The organism is Kitasatospora sp. NPDC058492 (genome assembly GCF_042720685.1).
Classification (GTDB): Bacteria; Actinomycetota; Actinomycetes; order Streptomycetales; family Streptomycetaceae; genus Kitasatospora.
The window spans coordinates 1-20061 of the sequence record NZ_JBHXMU010000105.1 but is presented as its reverse complement, the minus strand read 5'-3'; the positions used below and the strand labels follow the sequence as shown (position 1 = coordinate 20061).

Genomic DNA, 20061 nt, shown 5'->3' with positions numbered 1-20061 from the left:
CCGCCGCGCCCGCGGCCGGGTACGGCTACCCGAACGCGGGCGGCGCGGCCCCGGCCGTCCCGCCGGCGCCGGTGCCCGGCGTGCCGCAGGGCGCTGCCGTCCCGCCGGGGGTGCCGACGGTCGGCCCCGGCTACTTCGCCGCGCTCAGCTACCGGGGCCCGGACGGCTCCGAGCAGAAGCTGCTGCACCGCAGCGAGCCCGGCACCCCGCACCCGGAGTGGAAGATCCTCCAGGACCTGCGGCGGCTGAACGTGCCGCCGGAGCAGGTGCTGGAGCTCTACACCGAGCTGGAGTCGTGCGACCTGCCGGGCGGCTACTGCAACCGCATGATCGCCGCGTCCTGGCCGAACGTCCGGCTCACCCACACTGCCGCCTACGGCCGCGACCACGCGTCCCGGCAGGCCGGCATGGCCGAGCTGCTCGACCACCTGGACGAGCTGCACCAGCTGGCCTCCGGGGCCCAGCGGGTCCGCCCGTCCCGGGTGCCGCTGCCCGCGCCGGGGACGGTCCAGCCGCTCCCGCCGCAGCAGCTCGCCCAGGAGCTCGGGGCGGCCTTCGGCCAGAACGTGTTCCGCTACGAGCAGCGCGCGGTCTCCCGCCAGGGCGTGCCCGAGCCGGTGTCGCAGTCCCTGGTGTGGGCGGGGCTGCCGCGCGACTTCGGCCCGTTCTTCTGGGCGCAGGCGCAGGAGGGCCGGCCGATCCCGACGCTCGCCGAGCTGGCCGCCGAGCGCGGTCTGCCCGCGGCCCCGGACTTCGGCGGCTACCTGGTGCTCGGCAACGACTACGGCCGCCAGCTCTGCGTCCAGTACGGCACCGCGAACGTGGTCGCCGTGGACGTCGACGGAACCGGCCAGCCTCCCCGGTTCGTCAACACGGGTGTACCGGAGTTCGTCCGCGCGATGGCCCTGCTGGGCCGGATGTGGCGGCTGCGGTACGGGCTGACCCCGGACCAGGCCGGTCGCTGGACGACCGACTTCCAGGCGCAGCTCGCCGCGATCGACCCGGCGGCCCTGCAGACCGCGGACACGTGGTGGGCCGTGCTGCTGGAGCAGTTCTGGGACGGCCTGCTGTAGCGGGTTGTCGCGGATCCTCGCAGGTGGGGAGGGGTCGTTCCGGTGTTTGGAACGACCCCTCCGGCATGCCGTCGTGGCTGTGCCTCGTTGGGGTTTCGCCCAGATCTGCGCAAAATAGGTCAAGAGGATGGGTCTATTCGTCCAGTCCTCGACGTATTCCGGTCCGCCAGGCGTCCGATTTCGGCCCCGGACGCCGAACCGGTTCCGGATCCGTCCGTTCCGTCCGATCATGGGCTCCGCAGCCCGCGACATGAGGGGAAGAGCCCATGAGCGACGCCGTCCCCGAGTACGGCTTCACCTCTGCCCGGCGCGGTTACGCGCCCGAGCAGGTCGACCGAGCCCTCACCGCCCTCACCGCGCAGCGCGACGAGGCGTGGGAGCGGCTGAGCGTCCTCGGCTCCGGGCTCCGGCAGATGGAGGCCCGGCTGGCCGACATCCGCCGGGCCGCCGAGGACGCCCCGGAGCCCGACTACGAGGTGCTCAGCGAGCAGGCCGCCGGATTGGCGGTGATGGCCCAGAACGAGGCGCGCGCCGTCCGGGAGAAGGCCGAGCGCTTCTCCGAGGACCTCCGGGACGAGGTCTACGAGGCCGGCCAGGCCCTCGGCCACGCCGCCAAGGAGTACGCCGCCACCACCCGCTCCGAGGCCGACCAGGCCGCCCGGCGCACCGACGAGCGCACCCGCGCCGAGGCCGAGGGCATCCGGGCCGAGGCCGACCGGGAGAGCCGCAGCGACCGGGACGCCGCCACCTCCTACGCCGCCAAGGTGCGGGTGGCCGCCGCCGAGGCCGGCGAGCAGGCCGAGGCCACGCTCGCCGAGCTGCGCCGCAAGGCCGACGAGACATTCGCCCAGGCCCAGACCAAGGCCGACGCCGAGGACGCCCAGGTCTCCGCGACCGCCGAGCGCCGCGTCAAGGAGGCCGAGCAGCACCGGGAGACCGTGCTCGGCCGGATCAAGCAGCTGGAGACCGACGCCCAGGCCAAGGCCGACCAGCTGATCGAGCAGGCCCGCCGGGAGGCCGAGCGGATCAACGCGGCGAGCGAACGCGAGCAGGGCGAGTTCGACGGCCGTCTGGAGACCGTGCAGAAGCACCTGGACCACATCAAGGCCACGCTGGCCTCGCTCACCGGCGCGGCGGTCGGCGCCATCGAGCCGGAGCGGCTGGCGGCGGCGGTCGCCGGGCCGGCGGACGCCCGGCGGGTCGCGGACGCGGTCGCCGACGCGGGGCCGGTGGACGCGGCGCCGGTGGACTCGGAGGCGGACACCGGCGAGATCGAGGTGGCCGACCTGCGGAAGGCCGTCGCGCCGGCCGCGCGGGAGAAGCCGGCGGCCGGGCTGCGGATGCCGGTCGTGGGCGGGGCCTCCGTCGCCGGGGCCGCGAGCGGTTCCGGTGCGTCCGGTGCGCCCGGCGCGTCCGGTGCGCCCGCCGGGGCGGTGGCGACCGGTCCGGTCGTGCCGGCCGCGGCGCCGCCGAAGCCGGTCGGACCGCCCCGGTCGGGGGAGGCCGACGGCGACGGCGAAGGCGCCGAGAAGGAGCCGCAGGACGAGACCCGGATCATCCCGAAGATCGTCATCGTGGACGACGGTGCCGGCTACGCCACCCCGAACACGGTGAGCTACCGGCGTCGCTGACCGCCGCGCCGGCGGCTCGCCCGCGATCAGCCGGGTGAGCTTCGCGTCCTGGGCCCTGACCGCTCCCGCTGGGGCGGTCAGGGCCTTCGCGTTGCGGTCGATCGGCCGGCGCCGGTAGCCGGCCGGGGCGGCGAATCGAAGAGGAGCGGTACGGCGTCGACCTGTCGTGCCGGTAGTCGCCGCACGCCTGGTGGCGGCGGCGGGCCGGAACGCGGTCCGGCAGGGCGGCGACCACGAGTGAGGCCGAGACCCGTGGCGCCCTCCAGGAAAGGGCGCCACGGTTCCCGGCGCTTGGGCGGGCGCCCCCACCCAGGGTCGCCCGGCCTCGCACCTCCGACCCCCATCGGGGGTGCGACAGTGCCGCCACAGCCATCCCCCACGGTTGGGTGCGGCGGGCACATTCACCATGGTGCGCGATCTCCATGGACAGGCAGTGACAGGAGTATGTCCAGTTCGTGGCAGATCGCGGAGCCGAATCTGACCAGGGGCCGGACGGTTCGTCCACCGGCCGGTCCGGTGTTCCGTCCAGTGGTTCGTCCGCGGTCCGGTCGCGGTCCGGTCGCGGGCTCCGTCCGGGGCCGTTCGTCGCCCCGGACGGTGGTTCGTTCCCGCCCGGCCCCGCCGGGCCGTACGCCGCGTGTGCGTCCGTGCCGCGGCGTAGGCTGGATACCCCCGGCCGCTCGGCGTGCCGGGCCGTTCGCGTTGCCCCGGCAGGCCTCTGCCGCCCGGAGGCAGCACCAGCCACGGGACGAAGAAGAGACCCTGATGAGTCTGACCGGACTGCTCGATGTCGTCGCGCGGGACTCGGCGCTCGCCGAGGCCATCGAGGCGGCGACCGCCACCGGAGCCGCGGCCGGCGGCCGCCGCCACCTGGACCTGGTCGGACCGCCCGCCGCCCGGCCGTTCGCCATCGCCGCGCTCGCCCGCGCGCTGGCCGGCCAGGCCGCCGGCGAGCGGGGCCGTCCGGTGCTCGCCGTCACCGCGACCGGCCGGGAGGCCGAGGACCTCGCCGCCTCGCTGCGCTCGCTGCTGCCGCCGGACGCGGTCGCCGAGTACCCGGCCTGGGAGACCCTGCCGCACGAGCGGCTGTCGCCCCGCTCGGACACCGTCGGGCGCCGGCTGGCCGTGCTGCGCCGGATCGTGCACCCGCGGGCGGACGACCCGGCGGCCGGCCCGGTGCAGGTGGTCGTCGCGCCGGTCCGCTCGGTGCTCCAGCCGCAGGTCAAGGGGCTGGCCGAGCTGGAGCCGGTGGCCGTCCAGCGCGGCGAGTCGCACGACCTGGAGGAGGTCGCCCGGCGGCTCTCCGCCGCCGCCTACGCGCGCGTCGAACTGGTCGAGAAGCGCGGCGAGTTCGCCGTCCGCGGCGGCATCCTGGACGTCTTCCCGCCGACCGAGGAGCACCCGCTGCGGGTGGAGTTCTGGGGCGACGACGTCGAGGAGATCCGCTACTTCAAGGTCGCCGACCAGCGCTCGCTGGAGATCGCCCAGCACGGCCTGTGGGCGCCGCCCTGCCGTGAGCTGCTGCTCACCGACGAGGTGCGGGCGCGGGCCGCCGAGCTGGCCGCCGCGCACCCCGGGCTGGCCGAGATCCTGGACAAGATCGCCGAGGGCATCGCGGTCGAGGGCATGGAGTCGCTGGCGCCCGTCCTGGTGGACGACATGGAACTGCTGATGGACGTGCTGCCGCTCGGCTCGGTCGCCGTGGTCTGCGACCCCGAGCGGGTCCGCACCCGGGCCTCCGACCTGGTGGCGACCAGCCAGGAGTTCCTGCACGCCTCCTGGGTGGCGGCCGCGGCCGGCGGGGACCGGCCGATCGACCTGGAGACCATCGACGTCTCCGCCGCCTCGCTGCGCTCGCTCGCCGAGGTGCGCGAGCACGCCGCCGAGATCGGCCTGCCCTGGTGGTCGGTCAGCCCGTTCGCGACCAGCGAGTCCACCGTGAACGAGGTGCTTGCCCGCGGCGGAGCCGCTGACTGGCACGGCGACGCCAACACGCTCACCCTCGGCATGCACGCCGTCGAGGCCTACCGGGGCGACACCGCCCGGGCGATCGCCGACGCCAAGGAGCGGCTGGCCGCCGACTGGCGGGTCGTGATGGTGACGGAGGGCCACGGGCCCGCCTCCCGGCTCGCCGAGGTGCTCGGCAACGAGGGCATCCCGGCCCGGCTGGTCGCCGACCTCGCCGAGGCGCCCACCCGGGACGTCGTCTACGTCTCCTGCGGCTCGATCGAGCACGGCTTCGTCGACGAGGCCCTGAAACTCACGGTCATCACCGAGACCGACCTGTCCGGCCAGAAGTCCTCCACCAAGGACATGCGCCGGATGCCGTCCAGGCGCCGCAACGCGATCGACCCGCTGGCCCTGGCCGCCGGCGACTACGTCGTCCACGAGGCGCACGGCGTCGGCCGGTACGTCGAGATGGTGCAGCGCACCGTCCAGGGCGCCACCCGCGAGTACCTGGTGCTGGAGTACGCCCCGGCCAAGCGCGGCCACCCCGGCGACCGGCTGTTCGTGCCGACCGACCAGCTCGACCAGGTCACCAAGTACGTCGGCGGCGAGGCCCCGACGCTGCACCGGCTCGGCGGCGCGGACTGGGCGAAGACCAAGCAGCGGGCCAAGAAGGCGGTCAAGGAGATCGCCGCCGACCTGATCAAGCTGTACTCGGCCCGGATGGCCGCCCCCGGCCACACCTTCGGCCCGGACACCCCCTGGCAGCGCGAGCTGGAGGACGCCTTCCCGTACGCGGAGACGCCGGACCAGCTGACCACCATCGCCGAGGTCAAGTCCGACATGGAGAAGTCCGTCCCGATGGACCGGCTGATCTGCGGCGACGTCGGCTACGGCAAGACCGAGATCGCGGTGCGCGCCGCGTTCAAGGCGGTGCAGGACGGCAAGCAGGTGGCGGTGCTGGTGCCGACCACGCTGCTGGTGCAGCAGCACTTCTCCACCTTCGCCGAGCGGTACGCCAACTTCCCGGTGTCGGTGAAGGCGCTCTCCCGGTTCCAGAGCGACAGCGAGGCCAAGGCCGTGCTGGAGGGCCTGTTCGAGGGCTCGGTGGACGTCGTCATCGGCACCCACCGGCTGTTCTCCTCCGAGACCAGGTTCAAGGACCTCGGCCTGGTCATCGTCGACGAGGAGCAGCGCTTCGGCGTCGAGCACAAGGAGCAGCTGAAGAAGCTGCGCGCCAACGTCGACGTGCTCACCATGTCCGCGACGCCGATCCCGCGCACCCTGGAGATGGCCGTCACCGGCATCCGCGAGATGTCCACCATCACCACCCCGCCGGAGGAGCGGCACCCGGTGCTGACCTTCGTCGGCCCCTACGACGAGAAGCAGATCTCGGCCGCGATCCGTCGCGAACTCCTGCGCGAGGGGCAGGTGTTCTACATCCACAACCGGGTGGAGTCGATCGACAAGGCGGCCGCCCGGCTCAAGGACCTCGTCCCCGAGGCGCGGATCGCCACCGCGCACGGGCAGATGGGGGAGAACCAGCTGGAGAAGGTCGTCGTCGACTTCTGGGAGAAGGAGTTCGACGTCCTGGTGTCGACCACGATCGTGGAGTCCGGCATCGACATCTCCAACGCCAACACCCTGATCGTCGAGCGCGGGGACACCTTCGGCCTCTCCCAGCTGCACCAGCTGCGCGGCCGGGTCGGCCGGGGCCGCGAGCGCGGCTACGCGTACATGCTGTACCCACCGGAGAAGCCGCTCACCGAGACCGCGCACGAGCGCCTGGCCACCATCGCCCAGCACACCGAGATGGGCGCCGGCATGTACGTGGCGATGAAGGACCTGGAGATCCGCGGCGCCGGCAACCTGCTCGGCGGCGAGCAGTCCGGGCACATCGCGGGCGTCGGCTTCGACCTCTACATGCGGATGGTCGGCGAGGCGGTGGCCGAGTTCCGCGAGTCGCTGGCGAACGGCGGCGAGCCGGAGGAGGAGCCGCTGGAGGTGAAGATCGAGCTGCCGGTCGACGCGCACGTGCCGCACGACTACGCGCCCGGCGAGCGGCTGCGGCTGCAGGCGTACCGCTCGATCGCGGCGGTCAACTCGGAGGCGGACATCCAGCAGGTCCGGGGCGAGCTCGTCGACCGCTACGGCAAGCTGCCCGAGCCGGTGGAGAACCTGCTGCTGGTCGCGGCGCTGCGGCTGTACGCCCGGCGGTGCGGCATCGCGGACATCACCCTCCAGGGGGCCAACGTCCGGTTCGGGCCGGTGGAGCTGCGGGAGTCCCAGCAGCTGCGGCTGAACCGGCTCTACCCGCGCAGCCAGGTCAAGGCGGCCGCCCAGCAGCTGCTGGTGCCGCGGCCGAGCACCGGGCGGATCGGCGGCAAGCCGCTGGTCGGGCGGGAGCTGCTGGGCTGGTGCAGCGAGTTCCTGTCGGCGATGTTCGACGACCTGGCGGGGTCGAAGAAGTAGCGCCCGCGAGGCCCGGCGGGAGGGGCGGGTCCCGTCGGGCCCGCCGCCCGCCCCGTCCCCGTCCCGGGCGGGCGGCGGGTAGGTTCGGGGTGTGACGACGAATGTTCCGGACGCGAAGCTGATCCTGCTGACGACCACCCACCGGGTGGCCCCCGGATTGCTGGCGTGGCCGGCGTGGGAGGCACTGCGGTCGGCGGGGCGGGTGCTGGCGGCGGACGCGGGGCATCCGCAGGTGGCGGCGGTGCGGCAGGCCGGGGTGGAGGTCGAGGTCGTGGCGGCGGGGTCGGCGCCGGCGCTGGCGCGGCTGCTGACCGGGCAGCCGGGCGGGGCCGGGCCGACGGTGTGGCTGGGCAGCCCGGACGGGGATCCGGGGCTGACGGACGCGCTGGCGCGGCTGGCGGTGGAGCACGCCGGTGAGGTGCCGGAGATCGAGGTGCTGCCGGGGTCGTACGACCTGCCGGGGGCGCGGCTGCTGGACCTGGTGTCGGTGATGGACCGGCTGCGCTCGCCGGGCGGTTGCCCGTGGGACGCCGAGCAGACGCACGAGAGCCTGGTGAAGTACCTGGTCGAGGAGGCGTACGAGCTGGTCGAGGCGATCGAGGAGGGGGACCGGGAGACGCTGCGCGAGGAGTTGGGCGACGTGCTGCTCCAGGTGTTCTTCCACTCCCGGATCGCCGAGGAGCACCCGGAGGAGGCGTTCTCGATCGACGACGTGGCCGGTGACATCGTCGAGAAGCTGATGTACCGGCACCCGCACGTGTTCGGGGACGTCGAGGCGGAGGGCGCCGCCGAGGTGGAGGCGAACTGGGAGCAGCTGAAGGCGGCCGAGAAGGCGGACCGGGAGTCGGTGCTGGACGGCGTGCCGGCCGGGCTGCCGTCGCTGGCGTACGCGGCGAAGCTGGTGTCTCGGGTGCGCCGGGCGGGCTTCGCGGGCGTGCCGGACGAGCCGTACGCGCTGCCGGCGGAGCTGACGGCGCAGTCGGCGGGCCGGCTGCTGCTGGCGGTGGCCCAGCGGGCGCACGACGCCGGGGTGGACGTGGACGCGGCGCTGCGCTCGGCCGCGCGCGGTTACCGGGACGCGGTGCGCGCGGCCGAGGGCCTCAAGCCGGTCGGCGAGTAGCGGGCCCGGGCGGGGCCTCAGGCGGCGGTGGCGGTGTTCTCGATCGGCCGCCGCTGCCGGGGGACGACTTCGCCGATGGCCTCGCCGACGAGGGCGAGGAGTTCGGCGAGGCGTTCGAGGTCGAGGCGGGCGGGCAGTTCGGCGAGGGAGACGATCCGCTCGCCGTCGGGGCCGGCGACGCAGAACAGGTCGATGGGGCCGAGGTGCTTCTCGGCGGTGTCGACGAGGGCGGCGATGTCGCTGGGGCGGCGGATGTCGCCGCCGACGCCGACGACGGGGCAGCCCGGCCGGTCGAGTTCGGTGGCGAGGTCCTCGGCGACGCCGGCCCGCTGGTCGGCGATCAGCACTCCGGCGGCTCCGGCGGCGGCGAACCGGCGGGCGAGCTCGGCTCCCGATCCGCCGTCGAGTACCGCGATGACGACGACTGACCCGCTGACCCGCATGGTCTGCTCCTCCCTGTGGGCGACACCGCACCGGCGCCCACGATTTCTGCGGAGGATCGTAGGCAGGTCCTGACCCTCCGCAACAGGGATTACCCCTCAGGTGACCAGGGTCACGCCCGCCGCCCGGCCAAGAGCTGTCCAAGAGCTGTCCACGGACCGTCCACGAGGCGTCCACGGAGCGTTGGCGGGCCGTCCGCCGGGTGTCGACGATCCGGCTCCGCCGGTCGCGGCCGCCGGAGGCGGTGCGGCCCCGACCCACCGGATACGGTCGACGCATGCCAGTGCAGCCCGACCCCGCCGCCCCGCAGCTCTTCACCTGGGAGTTCGCCACCGATCCGTACCCCGCCTACGCCTGGTTGCGCGAGCACGCCCCGGTGCACCGCACGACGCTGCCGAGCGGGGTGGAGGCCTGGTTGGTGACCCGCTACGCGGACGCGCGGCAGGCGCTGGCGGACAGCAGGCTGTCGAAGAACCCGGCGCACCACAGCGAGCAGGCGCACCGCACCGGGCGGGTGGGAATTCCGGGGGAGCGCCAGGCGGACTTGATGACGCATCTGCTGAACATCGACCCGCCGGACCACACCCGGCTGCGCCGGCTGGTGTCGAAGGCGTTCACGCCGCGCCGGGTGGCGGAGTTCGAGCCGCGGGTGCAGCAGCTCACGGACCGGCTGATCGACGGCTTCGCGCAGCGCGGTTCGGCGGACCTGATCCACGAGTTCGCGTTCCCGCTCCCCATCTACGCGATCTGCGACCTGCTGGGCGTGCCGGCCGAGGACCAGGACGACTTCCGGGACTGGGCCGGGATGATGCTGCGACACACGAAGCCGGGCCACGGAGGCGGCCAACGCGGCGGCGTGGGGCGGGCGGTGAAGCGGATGCGGGCGTACCTGCTGGAGCTGATCCACCGCAAGCGGGCGGATCCGGGCGAGGACCTGATCTCGGGCCTGATCCGGGCGAGCGACCACGGCGAGCACCTGAACGAGAACGAGGCCGCCGCGATGGCGTTCATCCTCCTGTTCGCGGGGTTCGAGACGACCGTCAACCTGATCGGCAACGGCACGTACGCGCTGCTGCGCAACCCGGAGCAGCGCAGGCTGCTGCAGGAGTCGGTGGTGCGCGGCGAGACGGCGCTGCTGGACACCGGGATCGAGGAACTCCTGCGCTACGACGGGCCGGTGGAGATGGCGACGTGGCGCTTCGCGACGCGGCCGCTGTCGATCGGCGGGGTGGACATCCCGGTGGGCGATCCGGTGCTGGTGGTGCTGGCCGCGGCGGATCGCGATCCGGCCAGGTTCGCGGACGAGAACACCCTGGACCTGGCCCGCACGGACAATCCGCACCTGGGTTTCGGCCACGGGATCCACTACTGCATCGGCGCCCCGCTGGCCCGCCTGGAGGGGCGGAGCGCACTGACCACGCTGCTTTCCCGGCTGCCGGACCTGCGGCTCGTGGAAAACCCGGAGGACCTGCGCTGGCGGGGCGGCCTGATCATGCGTGGCCTGCGGGAACTCCCGGTCGAATTCACTCCGGAGGCCCGCTCTCCGCACGCGCCGGTCACGCCGGCCGACGCTCCGACACGCTGACGGCGCGTCTCCGGCGGGTCGTGGAGCCGGGTCTGAACCCGCATTAATCCGGACATACCGCCGCCGTTGGTAGGCGATTGACCACGCGCCGTAATTTGTGTGTGATATCGGTGATATGAGCTTGTTATTGGTCTGATGATCTGTCTACTCTCCCTGGAGTTCGCAGCTGCGGACCTCGTGCGCGGAACGCCGAATCCTGCCCGCCGCGTCACGGGAAACCGACCAGACCCTGGGCAGGGGCGGGGGAACCAGGTTTGTTGCCGTTCCCCAACGGCTTGGGGTGAAGCCGCCCGAGCGGAATCGTTTCCGCTTTCGGCGGCCGGGCCACCTCCCGGTCCGAACCCGACAGCTCACCTCGCAGGCGTGCGGAGAGGGACCTCGTCATGCTGTTCGTTGGAACTGGCCGCCACCGTCGTCGCACCCAGACCGAGAAGGCCATCGCCGTCGCCGGTGTGGCCGGCGTCGGACTCGCGATGCCGCTCCTCACCGCCACCGGCGCCTCCGCCGCCCCGGCCTCCACCTGGGACGCCGTCGCCCAGTGCGAGAGCGGCGGCAACTGGAGCATCAACACCGGCAACGGCTTCTCCGGCGGCCTGCAGTTCACGCCCAGCACCTGGAAGGCGTACGGCGGCACCTCCTACGCCCCGCAGGCCAACCAGGCCAGCAAGGCGCAGCAGATCTCGGTCGCCGAGAAGGTGCTGGCCTCGCAGGGCCCGGGCGCCTGGCCCGTCTGCTCCCAGAAGGCCGGTCTGAGCAAGGGCGGCGCCCCGGCCTCCGTGGACACCTCCACGGACGCCAAGCCCGCCAAGCAGTCCGCCGCCAAGCCGACCCAGCAGGCGCAGACCCCGAAGCCCGCCCAGCAGCCGGTCCAGCAGGCCGCCCCGAAGCCGGCCGCCCAGCAGCCCGTCCAGCAGGCCCCGCAGCAGACGCAGCCGCAGACCCAGGGCTTCTCCGGCAAGGCCGGCTGGGACGCCGACGCGAAGGTGTACTGGTACCAGAACAACGGCGCCTGGTACTGGACCAGCCACCAGAGCGTCTACCAGCAGTACGCGGGCCAGCCCGCCGCCCAGCCGCAGTACGCGCCCCGCGCCGCGCAGCCCGCGCAGTCCGCCCCGGCCGCGCAGCCCGCCGCCGCGCAGGGCGGTCACGACTACACCGTCCGGGCCGGCGACACGCTGTCGACGATCGCCGCCGCCCAGGGCGTGTCCGGCGGCTGGCAGTCGGTGTACGACGGCAACCGCGGCACCGTCGGCGGCAACCCCAACCTGATCATGCCCGGCCAGGTGCTGCACCTCGGCTGAGCGGCCCGCGCCCTGCGGGCGAAGGGGGACGGGCGCCGTCCCCCTTCGCCCGCATTCCCCCGTATTCGCCCGCTTCGATCAGGCAAGCAGGTGAACTACTGGTGGGTAGCGGGGCCACACGCTGAGACGGGACCGAGGCCAGCGCGGCCCCGGGGGCCGGGGCGGTTAGGCTCTGGTCGTAACGACTCCGCAATCGTCCCGCCGGCAGCACCCAACGTCAGCCGGACCCTGCTTCCGCAAGGAGATGCCTCGTGCCGTCCATCGATGTCGTCGTAGCCCGTGAGATTCTCGACTCGCGTGGCAACCCCACGGTCGAGGTCGAGGTCGGCCTCGACGACGGCAGCACCGGTCGTGCCGCTGTCCCGTCGGGTGCCTCCACCGGCGCCTTCGAGGCGCTGGAGCTGCGCGACGGTGACAAGAACCGTTACTTCGGCAAGGGCGTGGAGAAGGCCGTCCTGGCCGTCATCGAGCAGATCGGCCCGGAGCTGGTCGGCTACGACGCCACCGAGCAGCGCCTGATCGACCAGGCCATGCTCGACCTGGACGCCACCCCGGACAAGTCCTCGCTCGGCGCCAACGCGATCCTGGGCGTCTCGCTGGCCGTGGCGCACGCCGCCTCCGAGGCCAGCGACCTGCCGCTGTTCCGCTACCTGGGCGGCCCGAACGCGCACGTGCTGCCCGTTCCGATGATGAACATCCTCAACGGCGGTTCGCACGCGGACTCCAACGTCGACATCCAGGAGTTCATGATCGCCCCGATCGGCGCGGAGTCCTTCTCCGAGGCCGTCCGCTGGGGCGTCGAGGTCTACCACACCCTCAAGGGCGTGCTGAAGGAGCGCGGCCTGTCCACCGGCCTCGGCGACGAGGGCGGCTTCGCGCCGAACCTGGACAGCAACCGCGAGGCCCTGGACCTCATCACCGAGGCCATCCAGAAGGCCGGCTACGTGCCCGGCCGCGACATCGCGCTCGCCCTGGACGTCGCCGCGTCCGAGTTCTACGAGGACGGCGCCTACCAGTTCGAGGGCAAGGCCATCTCCGCCGCCGAGCTCATCGAGTACTACGCCGAGCTGGTCGACGCCTACCCGCTGGTCTCCATCGAGGACCCGCTGGACGAGTCGGACTGGGACGGCTGGAAGGCCATGACCGTCAAGCTGGGCGACAAGGTCCAGCTGGTCGGCGACGACCTGTTCGTCACCAACCCGGCCCGCCTGGCCAGGGGCATCGAGACCGGCACCGCCAACGCGCTGCTGGTGAAGGTGAACCAGATCGGCTCGCTGACCGAGACCCTGGACGCCGTCGAGCTGGCCCAGCGCAACGGCTACCGCTGCATGATGTCGCACCGCTCCGGCGAGACCGAGGACGTCACCATCGCCGACCTGGCCGTCGCCACCAACTGCGGCCAGATCAAGACCGGCGCCCCGGCCCGCTCCGAGCGCGTCGCCAAGTACAACCAGCTGCTGCGCATCGAGGAGATCCTCGACGACGCCGCCGAGTACGCCGGCCGCGGCGCCTTCCCGCGCTTCCGTTCCGCGGAGTAGCAAGCACAGCCGCTCCTCGGAGCGGCGAGCACGGTCGCTCCGCCGACCGGTGAGCACGCCTGACCGGTGCCCCGCCGTTCACCCCGTAGGGTGGACGGCGGGGCACCGTCGCGACCAGGAGGGGAACGGGAGATGGCAGGCTGGAGGATCCCGGGCTTGGCGGCCCGGCCTCGCTTCACGAGCCGGGCGACCGTCCTCGTCCTGGTGCTCTGCTCGCTGGTGGCGATCCTCGCCTACCCGACGCGGCAGTTCATCTCCCAGCGCGCCGAGATCTCCGCCCAGCAGGCGAAGGCCGACCGCTCCCGCCAGCAGGTCGAGCAGCTGCGCCGGGAGAAGGCCCGCTGGCAGGACCCCGAGTACGTCAAGGCGCAGGCCCGCGCCCGGCTGCACTACGCGATGCCGGGGGAGACCCCGTACATCGCGGTGGATCCGGCCGGTCCGGCCGCCGCCCGGCCCTCGGCGTCCGCCACCGGTTCCGCTGCCGCCGCCGGCTCGGCCGCCTCCGACGGCGCGTCCGGCGGCTCGGCGCGGGCCGCCAAGCCCTGGTACGCCAGCATCTGGGACTCGGTCGACGCCGCCGACACCACCGACGCCGCCGCCCCGGCCCCCGCCTCCCCCCGTCCGCTCCCACCGTCCCCCGCTGGAGACACCTCCCCCCATGACCACTGAGAACCACCCCGCCGTCTCCGACGCCGACGTCGCCGCCATCGCCGCCCAGCTCGGCCGGGTGCCGCGCGGCCTGCGCGGCGTGGCGCACCGCTGCCCCTGCGGCAACCCGGACGTCGTGGAGACGGCCCCCCGACTGCCGGACGGCACGCCGTTCCCGACGCTGTACTACCTGACCTGCCCCAAGGCCGCCTCGCTGATCGGCACCCTGGAGGCGGACGGCGTGATGAAGGAGCAGACCGCCCGGCTCGCCGAGGACCCGGAGCTGGCCGCCGCCTACCAGAAGGCGCACGAGGACTACATCGCCCGGCGCGACGCCATCGAGGTGCTGGAGGGCTTCCCGAGCGCCGGTGGCATGCCGGACCGGGTGAAGTGCCTGCACGTGCTGGTCGGCCACTCGCTGGCGGCCGGCGAGGGCGTCAACCCGCTCGGCGACGAGGCGATCGGCCTGCTGGAGGACTGGTGGGCCAAGGGCCCCTGCGTCTCCCCGGCCGAGGTCGAGGCCGCCGGTGGGCGGGTCGCCCGCAACCGGGCCAAGGAGCAGGACCACCAGGCCGTGATCGAGGCCAAGCAGCAGAAGGCCGCCGAGCGCGCCGCGAAGAAGCGGGCCGCCGAGGAGTCCGACCCCGGGGAGTCCGCGTGAGCATGACCCGGGTGGCCGCGATCGACTGCGGCACCAACTCGATCCGGCTGCTGGTCGCCGACCTGGACCCGGCCACCGGGGAGATCACCGACCTCGACCGCCGCATGATCATCAACCGGTTGGGCCAGGGCGTGGACCAGACCGGCCGGCTGCACCCGGACGCGCTGGCCCGCACCTTCGCGGCCTGCCGCGAGTACCGGGAGGTCATCGCGGGGTTCGGGGTCGGCCCGGAGCGCACCCGCTTCGTCGCCACCAGCGCCTCGCGGGACGCCGAGAACAGCGACGAGTACGTCGAGGGCGTGCGCGCGATCCTGGGCGTCGAGCCCGAGGTGGTGAGCGGCGAGGAGGAGGCGCACCTGTCCTTCGTGGGTGCCACCAAGGAGCTGACCGGCGGCCAGTTCCCGGCGCCGTACCTGGTGTTCGACCTCGGCGGCGGTTCGACCGAGTTCGTGCTGGGCGGTGCGGACGTGCAGGCGGCGCGCTCGGTGGACATCGGCTGCGTCCGGCTCACCGAGCGGCACTTCGGTGGCGCCGAGCTGCCCTCGCCGGAGCAGATCGAGACGGCCCGGGCGCACGTGCGGGCCGAGCTGGACAAGGCCGAGGAGGTCGTCCCGCTGCGCGGCGCGGCCACCCTGGTGGGCCTGGCCGGGACGGTCACCACGGTGTCCGCGATCGCCCAGGACCTGCCGGCCTACGACTCGGCGGCGATCCACCACTCGCGGATCGGCCGGGAGCGGGTCGCCGGGATCGCCCGTGAGCTGCTGGGTGCCACCCACGCCGAGCGCGCGGCCATCCCGTCGATGCACCCGGGCCGGGTGGACGTGATCGCGGCCGGCGCGCTGGAGCTGCTGGAGATCATGGAGCGGACGGGCGCGGCCGAGGTGGTCGTGAGCGAGCACGACATCCTGGACGGCATCGCCTGGAGTATGGCCTCCTGACCTCCTGCGGGCCTTACCCGACCGGCCCCGGCACCCCTTTCGGGGGTCCGGGGCCGGGGCGCGCCCGGACCGGTGCGGGAAAGTTCGTGAATTTCTTCACATGGCGATCCAGTCATTCGTCGCACCCGCTCGCCCGCTACGTCCGAAATGTGGGACCGAAGGTCTGCTCGCCGTGACGACCCCTGGATCGCAGGTCAAGCCTCGGTTGAGGTTTGAAAATCGAAATCACGAGCGGGAACCCGGGCGCCGTACGGATCGTTGCTGCTCAGCAGGGTGGTATTCCGGCGTGCGCCCACGAGGGGGCGCCCAAGGCCGTGAGCCGGCGCGCTGGGCCCGGATTTGCGGCCGCGCAGTGTAGCACGGGGTGTCCAGAAGCTTGTGACCGGGCTCACGAAGGCTGCTCCGGACGGTGCTGGATACTTTCGGATATGAGCACCACGGAGCGTCCTCGCATCCTCATTGTCGGCGGTGGTTACGTCGGCCTGTATGCCGCGATGCGCATCCTCAAGAAGATGCGTTACGGCGAAGCGACCGTCACGGTCGTGGACCCGCGGTCGTACATGACGTACCTGCCCTTCCTCCCCGAGGCGGCCGGCGGCAACGTCGCGCCCCGCAACCTCGTCGCGCCGCTGCGCAGCGCCCTCAAGAAGGCGGAGGTGCTCACCGGTGCGGTCACCGGTGTGGACCACGCCCGCAAGGTCGCCACCATCCAGCCCGCGGCCGGCGACAGCTACGAGCTGCCCTTCGAGTACCTGGTCGTCGCGACCGGCTCGGTCTCCCGCACCTTCCCGATCCCGGGTCTGGCGGAGCACGGCATCGGCATGAAGACGGTGGAGGAGGCCATCAGCCTCCGCAACCACGTCATGGCCCAGCTCGACAAGGCCGAGTCCACCGCCGACGAGGAGGTCCGCCGCAAGGCCCTGACCTTCGTCGTCATCGGCGGCGGCTTCGCCGGTGTCGAGACGATCGCCGAGGTCGAGGACATGGCGCGCGACGCCGCCAAGATCTACAAGACCGTCAGCCGTGACGACATGCGCTTCGTCCTGGTGGAGGCGGCCAACCGCATCCTCCCGGAGATGGGCCCGGACCTCGGTCTGTGGACCAAGGAGAAGCTCGAGGAGCGGAAGATCGAGGTCTACATCGAGACCTCGATGGACTCCTGCGTCGACCAGCACGTGGTGCTGAAGAACGGCCTGGAGATGGACGCCTCCACCATCGTGTGGACGGCCGGCGTGAAGCCGAACCCGGTGCTGGCCAACTTCGGCCTGCCGCTGGGCCCGCGCGGCCACGTCGACACCGCGCCGACCCTCCAGGTCCAGGGCTTCGACTACGTCTGGTCCGCCGGCGACAACGCCCAGGTCCCGGACCTCGCCTCCGGCGAGGGCGCCTGGTGCCCGCCGAACGCGCAGCACGCCGTGCGCCAGGCCGCCGTCCTCGGTGACAACGTCATCTCGGGCATGCGGGGCTTCCCGCAGAAGAACTACGAGCACAAGAACCTCGGTGCGGTCGCCGGCCTGGGCCTGCACAAGGGCGTCGCGATCCTCTTCGGCAAGGTCAAGCTGAAGGGCCGCCTGGCCTGGTGGTTCCACCGCGCGTACCACGGCGCCATGGTCCCGACCATGAACCGCAAGGTCCGGGTCTTCACCGACTGGACGCTGGCCATGTTCCTGAAGCGCGAGATGGTCGGCCTCTCCCAGATGGAGCAGCCGCGCCTGCCGATCCAGGAGGTCACGGCGCCCACGAAGCCCGTGGAGGCCGCCAAGCCGGCCGCCGAGAAGGAACTCGCCAGCAAGTAAGCGACTGCGACCCCGGTGTGGGAGCACCGGGGTATGAGTCGGAGGCCCTCCGCCCGGCAGTGTCGCCGGACCACGACCTCCGTGGTGCTCAGCCGGCCGTGCGACCGGGCGGAGTACAGAAGTAGAAGGGCCCCTGCCGAAACCCTCCGGCAGGGGCCCTTTCTCGTCGTCCGCCCGCTGGGCGGGCCCGTGAGGGGCGGTCAGTCGGTCTTGATGCTCTCCAGGATGTCCAGCTTGGACGCCCGGCGGGCGGGCCAGATCGCGGCGACCAGGCCGACCACCCCGGCCAGGGCCAGGAACAGCGCCAGCTGGCCGAACGGCAGGACGGTGGTCAGGCCGCTCAGGCTGGACTTCAGGGTGCCGTTGATCGCCCAGGCGATGAAGCAGCCGAGCAGCAGGCCGATGCCGGCGCCGAACAGCGAGATCACCACGGACTCCAGGCGGACCATCCGCTTGATGCCCCGGCGGTCCAGGCCGATCGCCCGCAGCATCCCGATCTCGCGCTTGCGCTCGAAGACCGACATCGCCAGCGTGTTGATCACGCCCAGGATCGCGACCAGCACGGACATCGCCAGCAGGCCGTACATCAGGTTCAGCGCGAAGGTGATGGTCTGGCTGAAGTCGTCGCGGACGTCCTGCTTGGACTTGACGTCGATCACCGGGTTGGCGCCGGTGGCGTCCTTGAGGGACTGCTTGAGCGCGGAGGTGGCGCCGTCCTTGCCCTTGACCAGGACGTCGGTGATGTAGGGCTTCGCCTCGTGCTTGGCGACCTCGCTGTTGGCCAGCAGGACCGAGCCGAGCATGCCGCCCTTCTCGTACACGCCGCCGACGGTGAGCTGGCCGGTGGACTGGTCCGGGTAGGAGACCGCCATCGTCGAGCCGGCGGTGACGTGGAGCTTCGTGGCGAGCTCCTGGTCCACCAGGACCTTGCCCTGGCCGAGGGCGGCGGTGGCGCCGCTGGTCAGCTTGACCTCGGCGAGCTGGTCGAAGGAGCCGGCGTCCATGCCGGTGATCGTCACGCCGGTGCCGTCGAGCTCCCACCTGGCGGTCGTCACCGCGGAGGAGGCGGCCACCCCGGGGGCCTTGGCGATCTCACCGGGCACCTGCTCGGACAGGCTCATGTGGTTGGCGCCCGAGACCATGTAGTCGGACTTCATCGAGCTGGTGACGGCCTTGTCGATCGCGCCGCCGACCGAGGCACCGATCACGGTGAGGCCGCTGACCAGGGTCAGGCCGATGGTGAGCGCGGCGGCGGTGGACGCGGTGCGGCGCGGGTTGCGGACCGCGTTCTGCTGGGCGAGCTTGCCCGGGGTGCCGCCGAGCCCGCGCAGCAGCGGGCCGATCAGCGCGACCACCGGGCGGGAGAGCAGCGGCAGCAGGACGAACACGCCGATCAGGGCGAGCAGGGCGCCGAGGCCGACCGGCAGGCGGCCGCTGTCGTTGCCGGTGGAGGCGCCGAAGCCGATCAGCGCGAGGCCGCCGGCGGTGAGCGCCGAGCCGATCGCGTTGCGGACCAGCAGGCTCTTCTGGCTGGTCGGCTGGTCGCCGCTGCTCATCGCCGCCACCGGGGCGATCCGGGAGGCGCGCACGGCCGGCAGCAGGGCGGACAGCACCGTCACCAGGACGCCGACGGCCAGGGTCACCGCGATGGTGAGCGGCTTGATGACCAGCGTGCCGTGCGGCATGTTCTCGTTCAGCTGGCTCATCAGGGCCTGCATGCCGGCGCCGATCCCGATGCCGGCGAGCAGCCCGGCCAGCGCCGCGACGGTGCCGATCGCCAGGGCCTCGACCAGCACCGAGCGGGTGACCTGCTTGCGGCTGGCGCCGATCGCCCGCAGCAGCGCGAGTTCCTTGGTGCGCTGGGCGACCAGCATGGTGAAGGTGTTGGCGATGATGAAGATGCCGACGAAGAGCGAGATCCCGGCGAAGACCAGCAGCATGGTGCGCATGCTGTCGGTGGCCTTGGTGATCATCTCCTGCTCGTCGGCCTTGAGCTTGGCGCCCGTCTCGACGTCGAAGTGCTGGCCGGACGGCACCTTGGGCTGGACCTGGGCGAGCAGCGCGTCCTCGCTGGTGCCGGGCTTGGCGGTGAGCACGATGCTGCTGAAGTGGCCGGGCTCCAGCAGCAGCTGCTGGGCGGTGGCGCGGTCGAACAGGGTGAGGGTGCCGCCGCTGTTCACCACCGGGTCGTCGGTGGTGAAGACGCCGGTGAGCTTCGCCTCGACCACCGGGCCGTTGATGGCGATCCGGATGGTGTCGCCGATCTTGTAGCCGGCCTTGTCGGCGGTCTTGCGGTCGAGGGCGATCTCCTTGCCGTTCTTCGGGCCCTGGCCCTCGGCCATCGGGTAGCGCGGGTCCTTGCCGTCTGCGGCCGGGGCGAAGTTGGCGCCCTTGGCGGCCCAGAACTGGCCGATCAGGTTGCCGCTCCGGTCGGCGACCCCGGTGAAGCCGCTGACCACGCCGCGGGCGTTGGCGGTGCCCGGCAGGGCGGCCAGCTGCTGGACGGTGGTGTCGGTGAGCGAGGCGTTGCCGCTCTCGCTCTTCTGCTTGGCGCCGGCGCGGGAGCCGGCCGAGTAGTCCACGACCTGGACCGAGACGTCCGAGTAGCTCTTGGAGTTGTTGTCCCGCATGGCCTTGCCGAAGGTGTCGGAGAAGACCATGGTGCCGGCGACGAAGGCGGTGCCGAGCATGACGGCCAGCGCCGTCATGAGGAGTCGGCCCTTGTGGGCCAGCACGTTGCGCAGTGCGGTGCGGTACATGGGGTGTCCTGGGTTTCGCGTAGGGGCGGCGGCTGGGCTGGCTGGCCCTGGCTGGTGGATGCTCTAGCTGGTGCGGCCCTTGGCGTCGAAGCGGCGCATGCGGTCCAGGACGGTGTCGGCGGTGGGGTGGTGGAGTTCGTCGACGATGCGG

Annotated in this window: 13 protein-coding genes, 1 pseudogene and 1 riboswitch; of the genes and pseudogenes, 11 read left to right on the top strand and 3 right to left on the bottom strand. The window is 72.6% G+C overall.

Going from position 1 to position 20061, the window contains the following annotated elements:
• The 4 genes from ACFWPI_RS38075 to ACFWPI_RS38060 all read left to right on the top strand — a co-directional run.
• A partial coding sequence (locus ACFWPI_RS38075) for an SUKH-4 family immunity protein (RefSeq protein ID WP_380425341.1) occupies positions 1 to 1073 on the top strand: 1073 nt, incomplete at its 5' end.
• A gap of 266 nt (positions 1074 to 1339) precedes the next feature.
• The gene (locus tag ACFWPI_RS38070) at positions 1340 to 2704 is read left to right on the top strand and encodes a hypothetical protein (RefSeq protein ID WP_380379532.1); all 1365 of its coding nucleotides are present in this window, start codon (positions 1340 to 1342) and stop codon (positions 2702 to 2704) included.
• A gap of 765 nt (positions 2705 to 3469) precedes the next feature.
• On the top strand, positions 3470 to 7123 hold the full coding sequence (mfd, locus tag ACFWPI_RS38065; RefSeq protein WP_380379529.1) for a transcription-repair coupling factor: 3654 nt from the start codon (positions 3470 to 3472) through the stop codon (positions 7121 to 7123).
• Between the two features lie 91 nt (positions 7124 to 7214).
• Complete coding sequence (locus tag ACFWPI_RS38060) at positions 7215 to 8243, top strand: MazG family protein (RefSeq protein ID WP_063348038.1); 1029 nt, start codon at positions 7215 to 7217, stop codon at positions 8241 to 8243.
• 17 nt (positions 8244 to 8260) lie between these two features.
• Here ACFWPI_RS38060 and ACFWPI_RS38055 read toward each other — a convergent pair whose 3' ends face one another.
• A complete protein-coding gene (locus ACFWPI_RS38055; protein WP_063348037.1) occupies positions 8261 to 8686 on the bottom strand; it encodes an SDR family NAD(P)-dependent oxidoreductase in 426 nt (141 codons plus the stop codon).
• A gap of 275 nt (positions 8687 to 8961) precedes the next feature.
• Here ACFWPI_RS38055 and ACFWPI_RS38050 point away from each other — a divergent pair, with 275 nt between their 5' ends.
• The 7 genes from ACFWPI_RS38050 (at position 8962) to ACFWPI_RS38020 (ending at position 17151) form a co-directional block, all read left to right on the top strand.
• Positions 8962 to 10269, top strand: coding sequence for a cytochrome P450 (locus tag ACFWPI_RS38050; protein ID WP_380379525.1), 1308 nt, complete (start codon positions 8962 to 8964; stop codon positions 10267 to 10269).
• Between the two features lie 210 nt (positions 10270 to 10479).
• A riboswitch (cyclic di-AMP (ydaO/yuaA leader) is annotated at positions 10480 to 10647 on the top strand.
• A 5-nt stretch (positions 10648 to 10652) separates the two neighbouring features.
• Positions 10653 to 11570: a transglycosylase family protein gene (locus tag ACFWPI_RS38045; RefSeq protein ID WP_380379522.1), complete on the top strand. Its 918-nt coding sequence runs from the start codon at positions 10653 to 10655 to the stop codon at positions 11568 to 11570.
• A 251-nt stretch (positions 11571 to 11821) separates the two neighbouring features.
• Positions 11822 to 13108 (top strand): phosphopyruvate hydratase, encoded by a 1287-nt coding sequence (gene eno, locus ACFWPI_RS38040; RefSeq protein WP_363588371.1) that lies wholly within the window; start codon positions 11822 to 11824, stop codon positions 13106 to 13108.
• A 156-nt stretch (positions 13109 to 13264) separates the two neighbouring features.
• Positions 13265 to 13777, top strand: coding sequence for a septum formation initiator family protein (locus tag ACFWPI_RS38035; protein ID WP_380379519.1), 513 nt, complete (start codon positions 13265 to 13267; stop codon positions 13775 to 13777).
• Positions 13749 to 14417, top strand: coding sequence for a DUF501 domain-containing protein (locus tag ACFWPI_RS38030; protein WP_079136261.1), 669 nt, complete (start codon positions 13749 to 13751; stop codon positions 14415 to 14417). Before ACFWPI_RS38035 ends, ACFWPI_RS38030 begins: the two co-directional genes overlap by 29 nt.
• A 2-nt stretch (positions 14418 to 14419) precedes the next feature.
• Positions 14420 to 15355, top strand: coding sequence for a Ppx/GppA phosphatase family protein (locus ACFWPI_RS38025; protein ID WP_063348031.1), 936 nt, complete (start codon positions 14420 to 14422; stop codon positions 15353 to 15355).
• A 428-nt stretch (positions 15356 to 15783) separates the two neighbouring features.
• Positions 15784 to 17151: an NAD(P)/FAD-dependent oxidoreductase gene (locus ACFWPI_RS38020; protein WP_063348030.1), complete on the top strand. Its 1368-nt coding sequence runs from the start codon at positions 15784 to 15786 to the stop codon at positions 17149 to 17151.
• A 200-nt stretch (positions 17152 to 17351) separates the two neighbouring features.
• Here ACFWPI_RS38020 and ACFWPI_RS38015 read toward each other — a convergent pair whose 3' ends face one another.
• On the bottom strand, positions 17352 to 19910 hold the full coding sequence (locus ACFWPI_RS38015; protein WP_380379515.1) for an ABC transporter permease: 2559 nt from the start codon (positions 19908 to 19910) through the stop codon (positions 17352 to 17354).
• Between the two features lie 63 nt (positions 19911 to 19973).
• Positions 19974 to 20061, bottom strand: a pseudogene (locus tag ACFWPI_RS38010) (ABC transporter ATP-binding protein); the annotation flags it as partial.